Genomic DNA, 17,952 nt, shown 5'->3' on the forward strand with positions numbered 1-17,952 from the left:
CATGGAGCAATCCGCAGACCATGCCAGGAGGAAGACTTAGCGGCGACGGCGCATGAACAGGCCAAGCAGGCCCAGCATCAGCAGCAGCGTACGGCTCGGCTCAGGAATGACCACGATGACACCAGAGGTGGTGAAGCGGCTCACATCCCAAACCAGACCGCCGCTGAGCGCAGGCAGATCGAACTGCAGCAGATCGTCATCGGCACCGCTGCGGTAGTTCGTCCCGACATTGAAGCCGCTGAAGTCAGCGCCGACCAGCGTGCCCCAGTCCAGCAGATTGAAGACCTGACCATACGAAGCGTTGAAGGATGTGCCAGGGCGCACGCTCAGACGACCGCTGAAGGTCAGCGTGGAGCCCGCCGCGCCGTCAAAGGTCAGCAAGTCATGCGAGCCACTGCCCGTGCCGTTGAAGGCATCCACATAGGCATTGTAACCGGCGCTGCCGATCACATTGCCACCGAAGCTGGTGTCGATGGTGGCCTGGTTGGTCGGGCTTCCGAGATCAAGCATCACCAGCGAGCCATTTTGAATCTCAAACGAAGCAGCCGCCGTGGTCTGGAAGGCCAGCGTGCCGATGTTGGAAGCCAGCGTGCCATTGCCCGCATGCATCGTGGCATTGTTCGCGAGCGTGAAGCTGGAACCCTGCACCACACCGCTGCCCATCAGAACAGCGTTGGCAGCCACCGTCACAGCGCCAGTGCCAGTCTTGCCCGTGGCGCTGACAAGCAGCGAGCCTGCGTTCACCCGTGTGGCGCCGGTGTAGGTGTTCACAGCACTGATCTCGAGGCGACCCGCGCCTTCTTTGATCAGGCTGCCGCCAGCTCCGCTGAGCACACCGGTGAGGCGGGCATCCAGATTGCTAGCATTCACACCATCTGCCACCTCGATGCGGCGCTCACGCGCGCCGAGATTGATGGCATTCTGGAACTCTAGCGTATGCGTGGAGCTCGCCGAGCCTAACATGAAGGTGTAATTGTTGTCGCCACCGTTGCCGGTGAGGAAGCTGCTCTGTCCCCAGCTCAGCGCAGCCGCCGTGCCCACTCCTCCCAGCGCCACTACGCGATCCGCGCCATGAGCGCTGAAGCCACCGTTGCCGAGCAGGGACACCTGGCCTGCCGCCGTTCCGACTGCGCGGACCAGGTCGCCGTCCACCGTGTTGCTCAGATCGGCACCGATCTCGAAAACACCGCCGCCGTAGATGCGGAGGACGCCGGTGTCGAAGTTGCGATCCGCGCCGCTAAAACGGGTGACGCCACCGGCCGCATAGACATCGAGGGGATTGGCCACATTCGTGTAGTCCACCAGACCCGGGCCGGTATTGATGAACGCTTGATTCAAGAGCGAGATGCCCAGCGTGGTGGTGCCGGTGCCATAGTTCGCGACAAACAAGGAGCTGCCGGTGGCCGCGCCCGTGGTGGCGGAGATCGTGGCGTTGTTGTTGCCCGTGACGAGGATGGTCCGTCCGCCGCCGTTCGGGACCAGATTGCTGGCGCCCATGCCGAGGGTGACATTGGAACTGCTGGTGTCGATCTGCAGCGTCTGGAAGTTCAGCGCGGCGGTACGGTTGAGATCGGCGCTGACGATGTAATTTCCGGTGTTGGCCGTGGTGCCGTTTCCAGAGGGCAGGGGCACTGCGCCGGTATAACGAACGATTTGATTGCTGACGTTGCGGCTGGCGAAGCCGATGCCAGTCGCGTCCTGCACAAAGAGCGTGCTGCGCGCGCTGGAACCCATGAGCACACTGTTGGTGACCGTGGTGTTCAACAAAGTCGTGGCGACCAATGTGGAGCCGCTGCTGATGTCCAGCAGCAGCGGCGCGAAGCCACTGGCCGAGAGCTGCGGAGTCGTGACCGTGCCGGCACCCTCGATGCGCATGACATTGTTGGTAAAGTCCGCGCCGGCCTGCAGCAGCGAGAGATTGCCGATGCTGGTCGTCGAGGCACCGCGGATCACCATCGTGCCGCCTTGCAATGTGATGGCGGAGCTGCCGAGCGGCGTGCCGCTGGTGTAGTCCGCGATCAAAGTGCCGTTGCTCACCAGCGTGGCCCCGGTGTAGGTGCCGTTGCCGGAGAGTGTCTGTGTGCCCGCCCCGATCTTGGCGATGCTGATCTTGCCCTGCGCGGCGCCGCCGCTGTTGTCGACGATGTTGCCCGCATAGCTTCCAGACCCGTGGTTCACACCGATGGAGAGAATGCGTGTGGCATTGGTGGTGCTTTCGTTGGCCACGATGCCACTCACCGTACCCGCCGCGCCGTTAAGCGCATTGATGGCGTTGGCGAGGTTGTTGATGTCAAACTTGCCACCAGCGCTGGCACCGCCGTTGACGGTCACATTCCCTTCCACCAGCGCTGTGGCGCTGGTGATGCGCAGCGTGCCTTCATTCACCGTGGCTCCACCCGTGAAGCGGTTCGTGGCAAGCGAAAGCGTGAGAGTGCCCGCACCCGTTTTGACCAGCGCGACATTCCCGGAGATCATGCCCCCATAGGTGACACTGCCCGCCTCATTCACCGTCATGGTGGAGAGCGTGCGGCTGCTGTTCGTGAGATCGGCAAAGGCACCGCTGGCACCGTCATTACGCAGGCTGGCCACCGTCTGGTTGAAGCCGTTCATGTCCAGGCCGGCATACTCCGTGTTGTTCGTGTTGCTGAAATGGATGTCGAGGATGGTGTTGGTTGGCAGCGCATTATTAGCACCGAGCAGCACCTTGCCACGCACCAGCTCCGTCTCACCATCCCACGCATTGCCTGTGCCAGAGAGCATCAATCCGCCGGTGCCGGTGGTCTCGCCGCTCAAGCGCACGCCGTAGCTGTTGGCACCGTCGGTGATGTTGCCGCTGATGTTGAGGAAGCCGCCTTCCTGCACACCGAGGCGTGCCTGGTTGATGCCGATGATGACATCGCCCGCCCATTCCGCCCGTGCTCCTGCGGCTGCCTGCAGGCCACCGCGGCTGCTGGCAGCTGAACCGGTGCCGGTGGTACCCATGGTGGTGTTGATCGTGATGGTTTCCCCCGTCACCTTCACACCATTGCCCAGCTCCACGTGCGCCGTGCTGGCCACGGTGACTCCGCCATCGGAGGTGCCGAGGCCGGTGTTGGAAAGCACGCGCAAGATGCCGTTGCTCACCGAGGTGAGACCCGAGTAGGTGTTTGAGCCCGAAAGTTCCAGCACACCCGTGCCGGTCTTGTTCAGGCTGCCCACATTGCTGCCGCTGACGGCTGCACCGTCATGGTTGAGGGTGCGGTTCGCCACAGTGCCCGCGACACGGAAGACCGCACCGCTGACCACATCGATATCACCCGTGGCGGTGCCGCCGCTGCTGGCGCCGATGCCGATGCCGCGGTTCGCATCCAGCGTGAAGCTGGTGCTGGCTCGCAGCTTGCCGTTGGCGGCGAGGATGAAATTATCCACCATCGCGCTGGCAGGCACCGCGCCGAGGCTGCGATCCTGGTTGATCACGATGTAACCACCCCCCGTGGCCAAAGTGCGGCCGGTATAAGTGTTCGTGCCGGTCAGGCTGAGCGTGCCGCCGGCATTGAAGAAGATGTTGCTGCCCAGCGTGTTCGTGCCGGCGTTGTTGGCGATGACGCCGCTGATCGTGCGATCGCCTGAGCCGCCGAACTGCAGCGTGCGTGAGGCTGCGGCAGACTCGGAGAGGTAGACGTTTCCAGCCAGTGTCAGGGTGGCACCACCGGTGAGGCTGGTGGTCAGGGTCTGCGTGCCGCCGCTGTTGGTAAAGGTGCCGTTGATCGTGAGGCTCTGAGAGCTGGTGATGTTTGAAGCAGCCGTGATCACCACGTTGTTGGCGATCGCACGCGCCGCGCCGTCCGCCTGCAATCCGCCGCCGCCCAGGGTCACCGTCCCACCACCGAGCGCCTGGTTGTGGCCGACTGCCACAAGGCCTGCACTGATGGCCGTGCCACCATCATAGGTGTTGGCCTGCGTGAGCCGCAGGGTGCCACCGCCCGCCTTGGTGAGGCTGGCAGGTGATCCCGAAACGCTGTTGCTGATGATGCCGGAGATCGTGGCCACGTTCGCATCCACACGAATGCTGCGTCCCACACCATTGAGATCCAGGCCATTCGCCAGTTCCAGCGTGTTGTTGGCCGTGGCGGCATTGAGCTGAAGGGTCGCTGGATTGAAGTTTGTGCTGCCCCACTGCAAGGTGGCACCGGCACCGCCGAGGTTCACCGTCACCGGAGTGCCAAAGGCGCTGAAGCCCGTGGTGCCCCCGCCAATGCTCACCGAGCCGGCAGCTGTGCCTAACGAGCGATTGAACGTGGAACCCGTGGACTCAAACACAGCGTTAGCCAGCGCCAGTGCCGAGCCCGAAGGAAGTCCGACGCCATCTGCCGCACGCAACGTGCCTTCCATGACACGCGTGGTGCCGGTGTAGGTGTTCGTGCCGCTGAGCGTCAGCACTCCCACGCCGCTTTTCACGAGCCCCGTGGTCGTCGTGTTGTTCGCCAGCGTGGAGGCGATCTCCAGCGAGCCGGCCGTGTTGTTCTGGCTTACCACCAGATCTCCACCCGAGGTGCCCTGAAGCGTGCCGCCCGTGATGAGGGAGGTGCCCGCGCCTGCATTCGCGGTCATCAAGACCACATCCGAATTGACGGTGTGCGTGCCATCAAGTGTGACGGTGAAGGGGCCTGCCGTGTTGAAGCGCAGCGCGGTGATGTTTGTGGCCGCGTAGGCGGTGCCGTTCGTGCCTGTCACATCCATCGCGCCGTTCGTGGTCCAGGTGTCTGTGCCAGTGGGAATCCAGCCGGAGAAGCCCGTGAGCACACCCGACTGCGCGGCCACAAGGTCCGTGCCGTTCAAGGTAGCACCGACAAGCACTCCGCCCGTCACGTTGCCTGCTCCGGAAGGGGCATTCGTGAGGACGATGCTGCCGCCCACACCTGGATTCTGCACAAAGTTCACGGAACCGCCGGTGCGCACATAGGGATTGCTTCCGCTAAAGGTCAGGGTGGCGGTGGTGGTGGCTGCAGCAGTCACATTCACCGTGTTCGCTCCACCATTGATGGTTAGGCTGGCAAGGCTCTGTGTGTGAGATCCGGTGCCTGCGGGCATCAGGCTCGCCGTGCCTCCGCCTAGAGTGAGTGTGGCCGCACTGTTGATCCGGTTCGTGAGGCCGTTGTTGTTGGCTCCCACCGAGCTGCCGATCTGGAATGTCGCGCCGTTGTTCACCGTCACAGCGGTGGTGTTGGCCAGCGTGCCCGCCGTTCCAGCCACGCTCAGAATGCCGCCAGAAACCGTGGTGCTGCCGCTGTAGCTGTTCGCACCGGTGAACTGGAAGAGACCGTTGCCCGTCTTTACCACACTGCCGCCCGCACCCGCGACCTCGGCGCTGATGGTGGTGGTGCCGTTGATGACATTGAAGGTGCGCGTGGCCGAGCCGATCTGCACCAGGGGCTGCACACCGGAGCCGCCGCCATTGCTGATGTTGTTCGTGCCGGTGCCGGTGAAGTCCCCGTTCAGATTCAGGATCGTGCCAGCGTTGCCGACATTCAACGTGATCGTGCGCCCGGCCATGGTCAGGCCGCCCGCGCCAATGGTCAATGAAGTGCGAGGATTGGCGGCACCGTTGTTACCGCCTAACAAAATGTCTGCACCCGTGAGGATGGCACTGTCCACATTGAGGCTCGCGGGATTCGCCACCGCGTTGCTGTTCAGCGTCAGTGTGTTCCCGCCTGCAAGGGTCAGAGCACCGGTCACCGTCAGGTGGCCGGTGTTCGCAGAGGCAGAGAGCCCGCCGCTGTTCTGCGTGTAGAAGGCGATGGTCTCGTCCGTGGTGAAGGAGGAGATGGTGCCACCATTCACCGTGATGCCCTTGGTGTCGGCGATCTGGTTGTTCGCGCTCAAGGTGAGCGTGCCGCCTGTGTTCAGGACAATGTTGCCCGAGACCGCTGCCACACCCGCTGTCTTGTTCAACTGCAGCACACCTGCGTTGATGGTGGTATCACCGGAGTACGTGTTGGCTTCAGCACCGCTGAGAGTCAGCGTGCCGGCGCCGTTCTTCACCAGGGATGCCGTGGTCGCGTTGCCATTGGTGACGGCCACGTTGATGCTCAGGTTCGCACCGCCGCCCGCGATGTTGAAGGTGCGCGTGGCCGTGCTTGTCGTCGTGCCGCTGAGACCGAGGAACGGAAGAACCGCGCCTGTCTGGCTGATCTGGATGGTGGAGGCGGTCGTGCCACCGGTGCTCACATCGCCATTCAAATACATCTCCGAGCCTCGGGAGCCGCGGCCCATGTGAATGTTGCTGCCTTCCAGATACAGTCCGCCTGCGCCCACGGTCATCTTGGTGATGTTGGTAGTGCCGTTGCCAAAGAGCGTGAAGCCATTCAGCACATCCGTGGAACTGGCCGCGCCATTCATGCCGACCAGGCTGAGGCTGCCCGCATTGACCGTGGCACCGCTGTTGCCCACGAAGACCTTGTTTTCACCCGGGCCGAAGCTCATCGAACCCATGTTCCAAACCGAGTTGGCACCGGCATTGAAAGTACCGCCCGTGACCGTCAATGACGCAAGAGTCTGAGTGACGGTGCCCACGGTATTATTGGGTGCGATGCCATTGAAGACGCTGGCCGCGCCATTGAGCGTGACGCTGGAGGTGGCGGCCATCTGATTCGTGCCGCCGCTGAAGGTGACGAAGCCACCCGTTTTGACCTCGAGATTTCCAGCGAGGGCGCCGGCCTTGTTCAGATGCACCCGGCCTGCATTGACTGAGAACAAACCTGTGTGAGTGTTGGCAGAAGTGCCGCCCAGCGTCAGCATGCCGGAGCCGGTTTTGATCCACGGAGTGCTGCCGGTGATCACTGCCGTGATCGTGGAATCCACGTTGCTGGTGATGGTGGAGTTGACGAGTGTCAGCGTCCCTGTCCCACCCAGTGTGTAGGTGCCGGTCGTTGCCGCATTGAATGTTAGGTTGCCTGCGGTGACCGGACCGCCCAAGGTGATGGCTCCTGCCGTGCCGCTGCCCGCGCCAAAGACGGCATCGCTGCCATTCGCCCAGCTTTGATTCTGCTGATTTTGCGTGAAGTTAAACCAGTTCGGCGAGCCTGCGCTCCAGGTGCCAATGCCATCCTGTGCATCAGCGGTTCCGGCGTTCGTGTCCCAGATCAGGACATCAGCGTGGACGAGGGATGCCAGGACGAGGAGGACGCTCAAAGACGCGACGATTCGGCGGGCACCGCGAATGCGGGGCAAAAGGTTGGATGGGGTCATTTCTCCTATCGGGGGGAAATAGGGGTTGGGGGGAGGAAGCTGTGTCACTGCCACACAAAAGCCTTGTCTTCAATCAGAACACCCGTCCCAAGAAGTAGCGGATGCCGCCACTATCGGCACCTCAACACGTTCTGGTTCAGGAGAGGAGTCCTCTCGTCCCCGGACTCAAACTTGCCGCCCGTCACGCGAAGTGTGATGGCTACTGTAACTTCACCCCCGCACTCGCCGCCCATTGGGTCGCAGCGGCTGGCTCGCTGAGCTTCCACTGTTGGTAGAGCTGGCCTGCCACCACCGCCTTGTCCGCAGGACTGCGGAAGGGCAGGCTATCGATCCAGCGAGCCCCATCCTGCGGAAGACCGCCTTGGTACTGCACCCAGCGCTCAGCCGTGCGGGTCACGGCCTTCCAGAGCAGGGCTTGGTTGCCGCTCTGACCGGCACCAATGCTTTGATACTGAGGCAGATTCGTCAGACGCTCGATGATCTCCATGCTGGTATGGGTCGTGTTGGTCAGCTCCGGCATCGCGGTCTTGATCAAAGCGGCTTCCAGCCCGGGGTCGACCTCGGCCATGAGCTTGTCCATGATCTGATTGAAATGCGTCTCGGAAAGCTGCGGCAGGGTCAATGGCAGCGTGGCCTCGAAATCAGCGGGAGATTCGAGAGTGTTGATCCATTCCAGCAAGCCCTCCTGGTCCACGCGGATCCAGCGGCGGCTGATCTCGCCGAGCGCGTCGGCCCGCAGGTCGCCTTGCAGACGGTCGATGACCTCAAGCACAGCATCCATGCGGCGGTGCTCATGCACGAGGCCGTGCATGCTGCTCACTAATGTGGTCTTTAGCACCGCTGGATCCTGGATGCGCGCCAGCAAGGCCAGCGCATCATCAGGAGAGCTCGAACTGATCTGTCCGGTGATGCGTGGCATGAAGGCCTGGAGATCGGCCCCTCTGAGGTTTTGCAGTGCCCACTCGGCACCCGCCAGGGCCTGTTTTTTAGGCCAAAGTTCCGCCAGACCCCATAGGTGCTCAAGTCGCTCCATCCCTTGAGCCGTTGAGGCGACTTTTGCTGCCTCGGCCAAGGGATCACGCTGGGCCCGCAGCATGCTCAGCACCATCTCACGGTGCGGACCCTGGGGAAGCCGGGACTCCATGCTTTCCGCCGTGATGTCGGGATGAAGTCTCAGAATGCTGCCGAGGGTGTAACCCATCAGGGCTTCCATCCTTCCATCACTCGCTGCCAGCCAGGCCAGGGTTTCCTCAGGGTGATAGTAACCCATTCTTGTCATGACGGCCGCTTGCAGGACGCTGGGATTCGTTGCGGACTGCTGGAGATCGCGATCACTGAGCGTGATGCCCAGAACACGCTCGATCTCCGCCGCGATGAAGCGCTTGTCGCCGGAGGCGTAGAGCTTCGTGATGAAGTCTTTAAAATCCTTGTCGCGGCTCAAGGAGAGAAACCGGGCAAGTGTCTCTGCTGAGAAAGGCTTTCTGTCCGCCCTGGCTCTTTCCGAAGGAACAACCGCAGGAGCCACAGCAGGGCTGGCCTGAGCAGCACGCGAGACAGCGGCCTTGGACTTTGCGTCCGCAGCGACAACCCCTGCTGACGCGGCGGGATCCTTGGAAGAAGGAAGTCCTGCCGCCGCCGCGCCAAACAAACTTTGCAACTTTGGTTGGGGTGAGGCGAGATCATGACCGACCCAGGCCATGGTCACAACAGCGGCGGTGAGAGTGATTTTGATCGTGGTGGCTTTCATAAAAAGACTGGTGATCCAGGGAATGGCGGCGGAAGAGACGGCAGCGGTGCCCACGCCACTGAGGGCGATCTTGCCAAAGGTGGCCGCGAGCGCCGCTGGCAGCGCCTGCATGGCATTCACGCCTAACAAAGAGGTCAATCCAACGGTGGAAACGATGACACCTCTCGCCCCCAGCTTCGCCTGAAGTTCAGTGATGCCTTGATCAATCTGGCGCGAAACCGTCGACTGGCTCAGCCCGGTGCGCGTGGCGATCTCCTGCTGCGTGCGGCCTTCGAGAAAGCGCTCGATGAGAAGCGTGCGCAAAGCTTCCGGAAGCTCCGCCAAGGCTTCATCCAGCACGGGCTCGATCTCGGCCCACGTGGCATCGGGCTCAGTGTGGAGATGCTCAGCCGCAGCCTCTTCATAGAGGTGACGACGAGACTCACTGCGCACCAGCATGCAGGCCTTCCGCCACGCGGCCTGGTGCAGCCAGGCACCCACACAACGGATGGCGGATCCGCTGCTGCGTGCCAGCGCCAGAAAGGTCTCCTGCGCCGCATCCTGCGCCAAAGCCGCGTCCTGAGTCACCCGCCGTGCCGTGGCATGCACCATGGCGGCGTGGCTTTCCACCAGCGTTTGAAAGGCCTGCGCATCACGCTGGCGATGGTAACGGGTGAGGAGGGCGAGGTCGGTATCCATAGGCGCGGGCACCGGGGCTTTGACCCGCTGCTTTGCAGGATGTTGCCGCTCAATTGAGAATTATGCAGCGATCTGCATTTTTTCTTCCTTTTCGCTAGGCCGCCTCTTGCGGCCCCAGCCGCGGATGCGCCACATGACGCCACCACGGCGGGATCATGACGAGCGCGATGGCCCAGAAGTAACCGACGGGCAGCTTCGGTGCTTCAGGCTGGGTATAAAGCAGGTAATATGGCCGTACCGCGATGTGATGGTTCGAATGATGACCGACGCGGAAGGTGATGTAGCTGGAGAAGAAATGGTAAGTGTCCCAGGAATGCTCCGGGCCGGTTTTCTCATACTGCCCGTCGCTCATCTTGCGCAGCAGTCCGTAGTGCTGGATGTAGTTCACCGATTCCAGGATCACATGCGCGCCGATGAGGTGCAGCAGGAAGAAGGCGAATCCTTTGATCCCACCCAAGGCGGCCATGCTGGCGAGGATGGCGATCTGGCCCAGGACATAACCGAGCATGCGGTTCCGCAGCAATGCGGGCAGTCCCTGGCCGTAGAGAGAGTTCACGCGGCGCATCTCCATCTGCCAGCAGCGCACGGCACTGCCCGGGATGGTGCGGAAGAGATAGGCGTAGAGGGTTTCATTCATCCACGCGGTGTTCTCGTCCTCATCCGTGCCGGCATGCACATGATGGCTGCGGATGTGGATGAGCTTGTAATGCGGATAAAAAAGAAACGAGGTCAGCAGACGCTGCATGACCTGGTCAGGCAGCTCCTTCCCATGCAGAAGCTCATGCCCTGCGCCGAAACCGATGCCTGCCATCAAACTGCAGGCAGCGAGCAACAACCCAAGCTCCAGGGGACTAAACCGTTCCAGCGAAGCCACAGACCAGACTACGGCGACCATGTAAAAGAGCGCGTAGAGGCGCACGTTCCAGTGCAGCAGGGAGAGCTCCCAGCCACTGAACTGCGCCTTTTCAAAGCCCTGGTCGTCCTGCCAGCCAGTCAGCCAGTCCAGGCCCGGCACGATGACCATCAGAAACACGCTCGGCAGCGCCAGCCAGAGGCCTCCAGCCTGCCAGCCGGTCCAGAACAGCACGATCAGCACCTGCGGCAGCAGGCACCAGAGCAGGTGCCGGGTCTTGGCGGTGGCATTCAGAGGCTGGCCGGAGGGGGTGTCCATGGTCGATCGAAACAGTCGGAAAAATCACCAACGGACCTCGCGGAACCATCCTGTCCCGCCGGGCCTTTTTTGGTGGGGTTCATTCTCCATGATCCAGAGGCCCCTTGCAACCCTCACCCGGCCCGCCACGTTTCCTCTCTACCCCTGCTATGAGTGATACCCCGGTCCAGTCTCAGTCCCAGCCCAAGCACACGAATGCCCTCGCGAAGGAGAAGTCTCCATACCTCCTCCAGCATGCGCACAACCCTGTGAACTGGCTGCCCTGGGGCGATGAAGCGATCGCCAAGGCCAAGGCAGAGGACAAACCGATCTTCCTCTCCAGCGGCTACTCCACCTGCCATTGGTGCCACGTGATGGAGCGCGAGTCCTTTGAGAACGAGGAGATCGCCCAGGTGATCAACGAGCATTTCGTGCCGGTGAAGGTGGACCGCGAGGAGCGCCCGGACGTGGATCTGACCTACATGACCTATGTGCAGGCCGCGACCGGCGGTGGCGGCTGGCCCATGAGCGTCTTCCTCACCCCGGATCTGAAGCCCTTTTTTGGCGGCACTTATTTCCCGGCTGAGGACAAGGGTGGCCGCATCGGCTTCAAGAACCTGCTCGGAGAGCTGAACAAGGCCTGGAAGGAAGACCGCGAAAAAGTGCTGCAAAGCTCCACTCGCAGCATCGCGAAGCTGCAGGAGCACCTCGATGCCGAGAACGAAGGCCTGGAGACTCAGCTCGAGCCCGTGGTCCAGAAAGCCTACGACGACCTGGCCAGCAACTACGACTACCATGAGGGCGGCTTCAGCGGTGCGCCGAAGTTCCCGCGCTCCTCCGCCATCACGCTGCTGCTGCGCGTGCAGCAGGCCTGGGCGAACAAAGAGGAACGCAAGAGCGAGGCCGAGTGGGCCGGCGAGATGTCCGTGCGCACCCTGCGCGCGATGGCCAACGGCGGCATCTGGGACCACGTGGGCGGCGGCTTCCATCGCTACAGCGTGGACAGCTACTGGCACATCCCGCACTACGAAAAGATGCTCTATGATCAGGGCCAGCTTCTCTGGGCCTATGCCGAGGGCTATCTTGTCACCGGATCGCCCTTCCTGGCGGATGTCGCCCGCCGAATCGTTGGTTATGCCAAGCGCGACCTGCGCCACGCAGACGGCGGCTTTTACTCCGCTGAGGATGCGGACAGCTTCGCCAAGGAAGGTGATGACCATAAAAAGGAAGGCTCCTTCTACATCTGGACCGCGGCCGAGATCGACAGCATCCTCGGCAAGGAGGATGGAAGCACTTTTCGTTATGCTTACGGCGCTCGCCGCGATGGCAATGCCCGTCCCGAGAGCGATCCGCATGAGGAGCTGAAGGGCACGAACACGCTCTTCCGCGCTTATTCGGCCAAGAAGACCGCCGAGTTCTTCAAGAAGACTCCCGAGGAAGTGCAGGCAGTGCTCGATCGCGGTCTGAAGACTCTCTTTGAAGCCCGCACGAAGCGCCCGCGTCCGCATCTCGATGACAAGATCATCACCGCCTGGAACGGCCTCATGATCTCCGGCCTGGCCCGTGCCGGTGCCGCCCTTGGCGAGCCGGAGTTCATCCAGCTCGGCACTCAGGCAGCGCAGTTCATCCATGACCAGCTCTGCTCCGAACCCGGCAAGGGTCTGCATCGTAGCTGGCGCGATGGCGGACGAGGCCCAAAGGCTTTCGCCATCGACTATGCCTGCCTCATTCATTCTTTGTTAGACCTGTATCAGGCCGGTCTCGATGTGAAGTGGCTGCAATGGGCCGCTGCCTTGCAGGCAGAGATGGACAGTCTCTTCCTCGACAAGGAGAAAGGCGGCTACTTCAGCGTGCACACGGACATGAGTCACGCCGTGCTGCGCATCAAAGAAGACTATGATGGCGCCGAGCCTTCACCGAACTCGCTGGCCGCGCTGAATCTCACGCGCCTTGCTGCGATGCTCGATGATCAAGTCCTCGCTGCGCAGGCGAAGAAGATCCTCACCGTCTTCGGCACCACGCTCAAGGACAGCCCGAGCGCCGTCCCCATGCTCGTCATCGCCGCCGACTTCAACGAACGCGGCAAGCAGCAGATCGTGCTCGCGGGAGACAAGTCAGCCCCCGAGTTTCAGGCCCTCTTGAAGACCGTGCACAGTCGCCTGCTGCCCAGTGCGGTCATCCTGCACGTGGATGGAGGCGAAGCCCAGGCCTGGATCGGCGAGCGCAACGCCGCCCTCGCCGAGATGAAACCCGTCTCCGGCAAACCCGCCGCCTACGTCTGCCAGAACTACACCTGCCAGGCGCCTGTCACCGAGGCGGCAGCGCTGGAGAAGCTGCTTGGCTAGACATTCAGCATGGTTAGCCCAACGGATTTCAAGACTCTCTGGCAGATGGTCTGCGAGGCTCCGAATCATCGGAGTCCGTTTTCCATTCATGGGCCGGATCACTGGCAGCGTGTTTTGAGGAATGGCCGCATTCTCGCCACTCGCTCTGGCGCGAACCTTGAGATCGTGCAGCTCTTCGCGCTCTTTCATGACAGCAAGCGCCTGCATGATGGTTGGGATCCCGGGCATGGAAAACGTGGCGCTGAATATGCCGCCACTCTACGCGGCACTTGGCTCCATCTCAGTGATGATGACTTCGAGGTGCTGCGTTATGCCTGTGAATGGCACACGGATGGCCATCACCATGACGATCCCACCATCGGTACCTGCTGGGATGCGGACCGGCTGGATCTCATCCGCTGCGGCACCGTTCCTGAAGCCGAATACATGAGCACCGCTTTTGGCCGGGAGATTGCCGATCACGGGAGCATTGATCCGTGGTTGCATATGGCAGGGGAGATAAGTTTGTGAGCAGGCAGGCAGTCTCAATCCAGCAACTGCTGCAATTGCCTCCATTCCTCAGGATGCAAGTGGCTCAAGTATACCCGCCCCGAGGCGCGATGGATCTTGAGTGTGAGGTCTACCTCCAAGTTGTGGCGTATCCATCTGACCAAGTCTGATTCCATCACGTCTGATGGTTTCCATTTCATCGCCCGTGCAAATTTCTCGAGCGACACCACGCGCCAATGCTTGGGATGATAGAGCGTCGGGACTTCATGAATGGAGATCCATCCCTCCGAAGACACCTGATAGGTGCAGCCCGCAAGTTCTGAGACATACCTCAAACCATCTTCAAAGGAGACCTCGCTGAGATTGAGCGAGATGGGCTGTCCAGCTTGGTCCTTGAACAAGCTGATGGAATCTCTGGATCGCAGCTGATAATCCACGACGGCGATGGGAAGAACTCGCTTGCCACTCACCTTAGCCGCTGAACTGCGAAGCAGGTCCACGGCCTCCATCAGAGGCATCTTGTCTGCTTGGAAGCCGGGCAAAACCACGCGCCGAAGTCCTGCATAAGCCGAGGCTTTCAAATCTGTGGAGAGATGAACTCTCGGATTCGGTGTGACATACGGGACCTCAAAACAGCGAAGTTCGCCATACTTCAGGTCTAGAGCATAGCCACAAGCAGAACAGAGCAGGTCCAGTGCTTCATGCCCTGAAACATCCGAAAGGTTCACCGAAACCTCCATCTTGTATTCGCCACAAAAGGGAAACTCGTCCGAACTCTGTGGCGATGCATAGCTCACCACTCCTATCTTGGGGGCTTCAAGCTCCGGACTTGATGCCGCTTTCCTCAATTGTTCGACAGCCTCCGCAAAGGTGTCACAGGAGATCTTGAGTTCACCCACATCCTTGGTGAGAAACTGCACCGCATCCATCACTGCGGCAGATTGAGCCATGACCTGTGCCCATGAAGCCGTCAGGACTGCCACCATGCAGAAGATGATTTTCATGCGCCCAGGATAGACCAATGGCTTCAGATCAAGAAAGCCAAATTGGTTTATCCTGGAACGTCTGCTAACTCATTTCGCCTTCGGATTGCGCAGGTAGTAAAGATGACCATCTTCGGCGCCGCCGACGAAGTCAGGCACGCCGTCGTCGTTGAAGTCGACGGTGGTGGGGCTGACGTCGTGGCCTTCAATGTTGGCATCGGAGAGCAGGCCCATGTCGGCGAAGAACCACTTGCCTTCCGCATTGTTGGTTTGGCGGAGGAAGTTGGCGTTCGCGGAGTTCAGCAGGATGTCCACCTTGCCGTCCTGGTCCCAGTCCATGATGCAGATCTTGCGACGACCACTCTTGCCAGCGATGCCGGAGTTCAGGCGCAGAGGCTCGCCGGGGGTCATGGCCACCGGCGTCTTCACCTTGAGATGTTCGAGAGCCTTGTCGAGAAGACCGGGAGCCTGTGATTCCTTGGAGGCGCAGATGACACGCTGCGGATGCTTGAGGATGAGTTTGCCGTCCTGCTTGGCTCGCTCGAAGAAGGCCAGATAACCTTCCTGGTCGAGCATGACAAGATCAGTCAGACCATCCTTGTTCCAATCAATGCCGACCGGCGTGGTGCGCCACTGGGTGAGCAGGGCCTTGCCTTCCGGGCGCAGCCAGCCGTAGGCGAGATGCGGCTGCTCGCCATTCCACTCGACTTCGATGGGCTGGCCTGCGGAAAGCTTGGGCTTCTGACGGGTGCCGACGTTCTTGTACCACAGCACTTTGCCGAGGATGGAATTCAGCAGCAGGTCCGGCAGTCCATCACCATCCCAATCCGCCACGGTCTGCGTGCTGTAACCCCACTTGGCTTCACAAGGGCCCTGGATGGAACCATTCGGACCAGCCATGGGGCGAATGACTTTGCCATCCGCTTCGAGACGGACAGGTGCGGCCCACTTCGGCTTCTCCACACCTTTGCCGCTGAGGTTTTCGATGAAGGCGACATAACCAGCTGTGTTACCACAGAGGAGGTCCGTGTCGCCATCGCCATCCCAGTCATAACCGACAGGGGTGACAAGCGAACCAAACTTCACCTGATCCGCTTCCTGCTTGAAATAAACAGGCTCGGCATAGACAGGCGCTTTGTTGTCAAACTTGCCGGTGTTCTCGATGAACGCCACACGACCATCTTCATCACCGCAGATAAGATCCACATCACCGTCCTTGTCCCAGTCGATGGCGGTCGGAGTGATCATCTCGAGATCCATGGTGAGATAGCGCCCCGTGTCCGCCTTCAAGCGCACGCCGAGCGCATACTTCGGCTTGGTGCGTGTGCCAGTGTTTTGGAAATAAGTGAAGCCGTCGAGAAACTCGCCGCAGAGCAGATCGAGATCACCATCAGCATCGAAGTCCGCGAAGTTCGGAGACGGCCAACCAAAAGTTTCGACAGGCCGGTCCGTGGCCATGACCTTCTTCGCCTTGTCATACTTCGGTGCCTCGTTTGTGCCGGTGTTGCTGAGCAGATACACATAGCCGCGGATCGGGCCGTTCATCCAGCGGCCGTCAGCGCTGTAGGCATTGTCCCAGCCGTACTCGGTCCAGTCACCCACACCGACGATGAGGTCGTTCTTGCCATCGCCATCATAGTCCACCATGCGCCACATGTTCGCGCGCACCTTGTTCATGTGGACGTTTGCAGGCGGGCCGAGCTTCACGGACTGGTCGATGCCAGTTTTCAAAAAGTCGGGATGCGCATAACCGGGGGAAAGCACCACCGGTTTGCCGTCCACATAACTGACCTGCACATTCTGCGCACCTTTGCTGATGCGCTTGCCTGGCTTGAACACAGGCATCTTGTTCTTCGCGGTATCGCCCGTTGCATTCTCAAAGAAGTACACACCGTTGTAGGGTTTGTCCGGGCAGTTCACCACCAGGTCGAGATCACCATCGCCATCGAAGTCCATGGGCAGCGGCCAGGCCCACAGGCCCACGCCGAGATCCACGGTGAGGCCGGGGTTGTTGTACTTGAGCGGTGTGAGGCCTTCCGCGGCGAAGGAAGAGCCGCAGAGCAGCGCGGAAGAGGCCAGGAGGGAAAGAGGGGACAGGCGCATGGTTGGTGGAGGGGCGGAGAGTAACGTGAGGCTGGAGAGAAGTTGAGCAGAAAGCCATCATGGAATCTTGCCTGTGAAATGACGATGCTTGACCTCAGTCAGGCATCCAGGGATAAAGACGCATGAAGTATCGTGACAAGGCCACGCTCTACCGCGAACTGGCAAAACTCGTCGAAGGAGCCCTGCATCTGGACCGCTCCCTGGAGCTTTTGCTGGCGCAGAAGTCGCACCGCGGAAGGCGGCAATATCTGGAAGGTCTGCAGCGCGGACTCAGCGAAGGCATGGGCCTCGCGGACTCAGTCAGAAAGTACAATGCAGAGCTCGCGACCAGTCTGGAGGTGGCCTTGATCGATGCGGGTGAGCGCTCTGGCAGGCTGGGCATGTCTTTCAATCATCTGGCGCGCTACTTTGCCGCCATGGATGGTGCAGGACAGAAGGCGCGGCAGGCCATGATCTACCCGCTCATCCTGGCGCACCTTGCTCTCCTGCTGCCAGAGCTCCCCGCGCTCATTGTGGCGCAGGAAGGGGATCACCCCGAGCGGCGCATGGTGATCGGTCTGATCATTCTCTGGGGGCTCATCCTGGGCGGCATGTGGCTCTGGCGCTGGTTGAGCCATCGCGCCTCCGCATCCGCCAGCATTGATGCCTGGCTCAACCGCATTCCTTTTGCGGGTGCGGCCCGCCGGCACTGGGCACTGGCCCGCTTCTGCCAGGTTTCCCATGCCTGCATGCTCGCCTCTGTGAACATGGTGGAGGTGGTGAAGCTGTCCGGGCAGGCCTCCCAAAGCGGCGTCCTGTTTCAGGCTTCCGAGCGCGCGGCTGAAAAGGTGATGGAAGGCGGGCCGCTCGGGGAATCTCTGGCGGACAGCGGCGGTTTTGACATCGATTTCGTGAACGCTCTCGCCACTGCGGAGGAGGTCGGGAAGATCGATGAGGAGGTGGCCCGCTGGTCCACCAATGAAACCCTGGCCGCTCATGAGTCCATCGACCGCGCCGCGCAGTGGCTGCCGAAGGTCGGTTATTTCATCGTGGTGCTGTTTGTTCTGTGGCGGATCATCGGCATGGTGCAGGGCATCTACGGCGGGATGTTGAAGCCCTATGAGTGAGCAGAGGGGGCTTGCGGGAGCTGGATGGACCTGCTTAAAACACGCCCCCGTTAGAAAAAGCTGGACGAAACACGCGGAGTGAAACAAAGTGTTCGCCCGAACATAAATTAAATACACATCACAC

General features: G+C 61.1%; 8 protein-coding genes. 3 read left to right on the forward strand and 5 right to left on the reverse strand.

Features of this window, described 5'->3' with window-relative positions; translation table 11 throughout:
* Positions 1–36: 36 nt before the first annotated feature.
* The 3 genes from BGE01nite_RS01410 to BGE01nite_RS01420 all read right to left on the reverse strand — a co-directional run bounded on the left by BGE01nite_RS01410 (position 37) and on the right by BGE01nite_RS01420 (position 10,823).
* Positions 37–7,209, reverse strand: coding sequence for an autotransporter-associated beta strand repeat-containing protein (locus tag BGE01nite_RS01410; RefSeq protein WP_170266517.1), 7,173 nt, complete (start codon positions 7,207–7,209; stop codon positions 37–39).
* Positions 7,210–7,426: 217 nt separating this feature from the next.
* Positions 7,427–9,652: an RNA polymerase sigma factor gene (locus BGE01nite_RS01415; protein ID WP_146848464.1), complete on the reverse strand. Its 2,226-nt coding sequence runs from the start codon at positions 9,650–9,652 to the stop codon at positions 7,427–7,429.
* A 94-nt stretch (positions 9,653–9,746) separates the two neighbouring features.
* Entirely contained in the window at positions 9,747–10,823 is a 1,077-nt protein-coding gene (locus tag BGE01nite_RS01420; RefSeq protein WP_146848465.1) for a fatty acid desaturase, read from the reverse strand.
* A 149-nt stretch (positions 10,824–10,972) separates the two neighbouring features.
* Between BGE01nite_RS01420 and BGE01nite_RS01425 the strand changes: the two genes are divergently transcribed.
* Both BGE01nite_RS01425 and BGE01nite_RS01430 read left to right on the forward strand, forming a co-directional pair.
* A complete protein-coding gene (locus tag BGE01nite_RS01425; RefSeq protein ID WP_146848466.1) occupies positions 10,973–13,147 on the forward strand; it encodes a thioredoxin domain-containing protein in 2,175 nt (724 codons plus the stop codon).
* A 9-nt stretch (positions 13,148–13,156) separates the two neighbouring features.
* Complete coding sequence (locus tag BGE01nite_RS01430) at positions 13,157–13,657, forward strand: HD domain-containing protein (protein ID WP_146848467.1); 501 nt, start codon at positions 13,157–13,159, stop codon at positions 13,655–13,657.
* A 14-nt stretch (positions 13,658–13,671) separates the two neighbouring features.
* On the opposite strand, the gene BGE01nite_RS01435 is transcribed toward BGE01nite_RS01430, so the two are convergent.
* Together BGE01nite_RS01435 and BGE01nite_RS01440 are read right to left on the reverse strand one after the other, a co-directional pair.
* Entirely contained in the window at positions 13,672–14,640 is a 969-nt protein-coding gene (locus BGE01nite_RS01435) for a hypothetical protein (RefSeq protein ID WP_146848468.1), read from the reverse strand.
* A gap of 69 nt (positions 14,641–14,709) precedes the next feature.
* Positions 14,710–16,722 (reverse strand): FG-GAP repeat domain-containing protein, encoded by a 2,013-nt coding sequence (locus tag BGE01nite_RS01440; protein WP_146848469.1) that lies wholly within the window; start codon positions 16,720–16,722, stop codon positions 14,710–14,712.
* Positions 16,723–16,844: 122 nt separating this feature from the next.
* Here BGE01nite_RS01440 and BGE01nite_RS01445 point away from each other — a divergent pair, with 122 nt between their 5' ends.
* Positions 16,845–17,828 (forward strand): type II secretion system F family protein, encoded by a 984-nt coding sequence (locus BGE01nite_RS01445; RefSeq protein ID WP_146848470.1) that lies wholly within the window; start codon positions 16,845–16,847, stop codon positions 17,826–17,828.
* Positions 17,829–17,952: the final 124 nt, after the last annotated feature.

Origin of the sequence: Prosthecobacter gellanilyticus, assembly GCF_007992435.1 — a bacterium.
Lineage (GTDB): Bacteria > Verrucomicrobiota > Verrucomicrobiia > Verrucomicrobiales > Verrucomicrobiaceae > Prosthecobacter > Prosthecobacter gellanilyticus.

What these genes read in the sequence shown, in the direction of transcription:
- BGE01nite_RS01415 (WP_146848464.1), bottom strand. Translation starts at nt 9,652, where the DNA reads ATGGATACCGACCTCGCCCTCCTCACCCGTTACCATCGCCAGCGTGAT.
- BGE01nite_RS01420 (WP_146848465.1), bottom strand. Translation starts at nt 10,823, where the DNA reads ATGGACACCCCCTCCGGCCAGCCTCTGAATGCCACCGCCAAGACCCGG.
- BGE01nite_RS01425 (WP_146848466.1), top strand. Translation starts at nt 10,973, where the DNA reads ATGAGTGATACCCCGGTCCAGTCTCAGTCCCAGCCCAAGCACACGAAT.
- BGE01nite_RS01430 (WP_146848467.1), top strand. Translation starts at nt 13,157, where the DNA reads ATGGTTAGCCCAACGGATTTCAAGACTCTCTGGCAGATGGTCTGCGAG.
- BGE01nite_RS01435 (WP_146848468.1), bottom strand. Translation starts at nt 14,640, where the DNA reads ATGAAAATCATCTTCTGCATGGTGGCAGTCCTGACGGCTTCATGGGCA.
- BGE01nite_RS01440 (WP_146848469.1), bottom strand. Translation starts at nt 16,722, where the DNA reads ATGCGCCTGTCCCCTCTTTCCCTCCTGGCCTCTTCCGCGCTGCTCTGC.
- BGE01nite_RS01445 (WP_146848470.1), top strand. Translation starts at nt 16,845, where the DNA reads ATGAAGTATCGTGACAAGGCCACGCTCTACCGCGAACTGGCAAAACTC.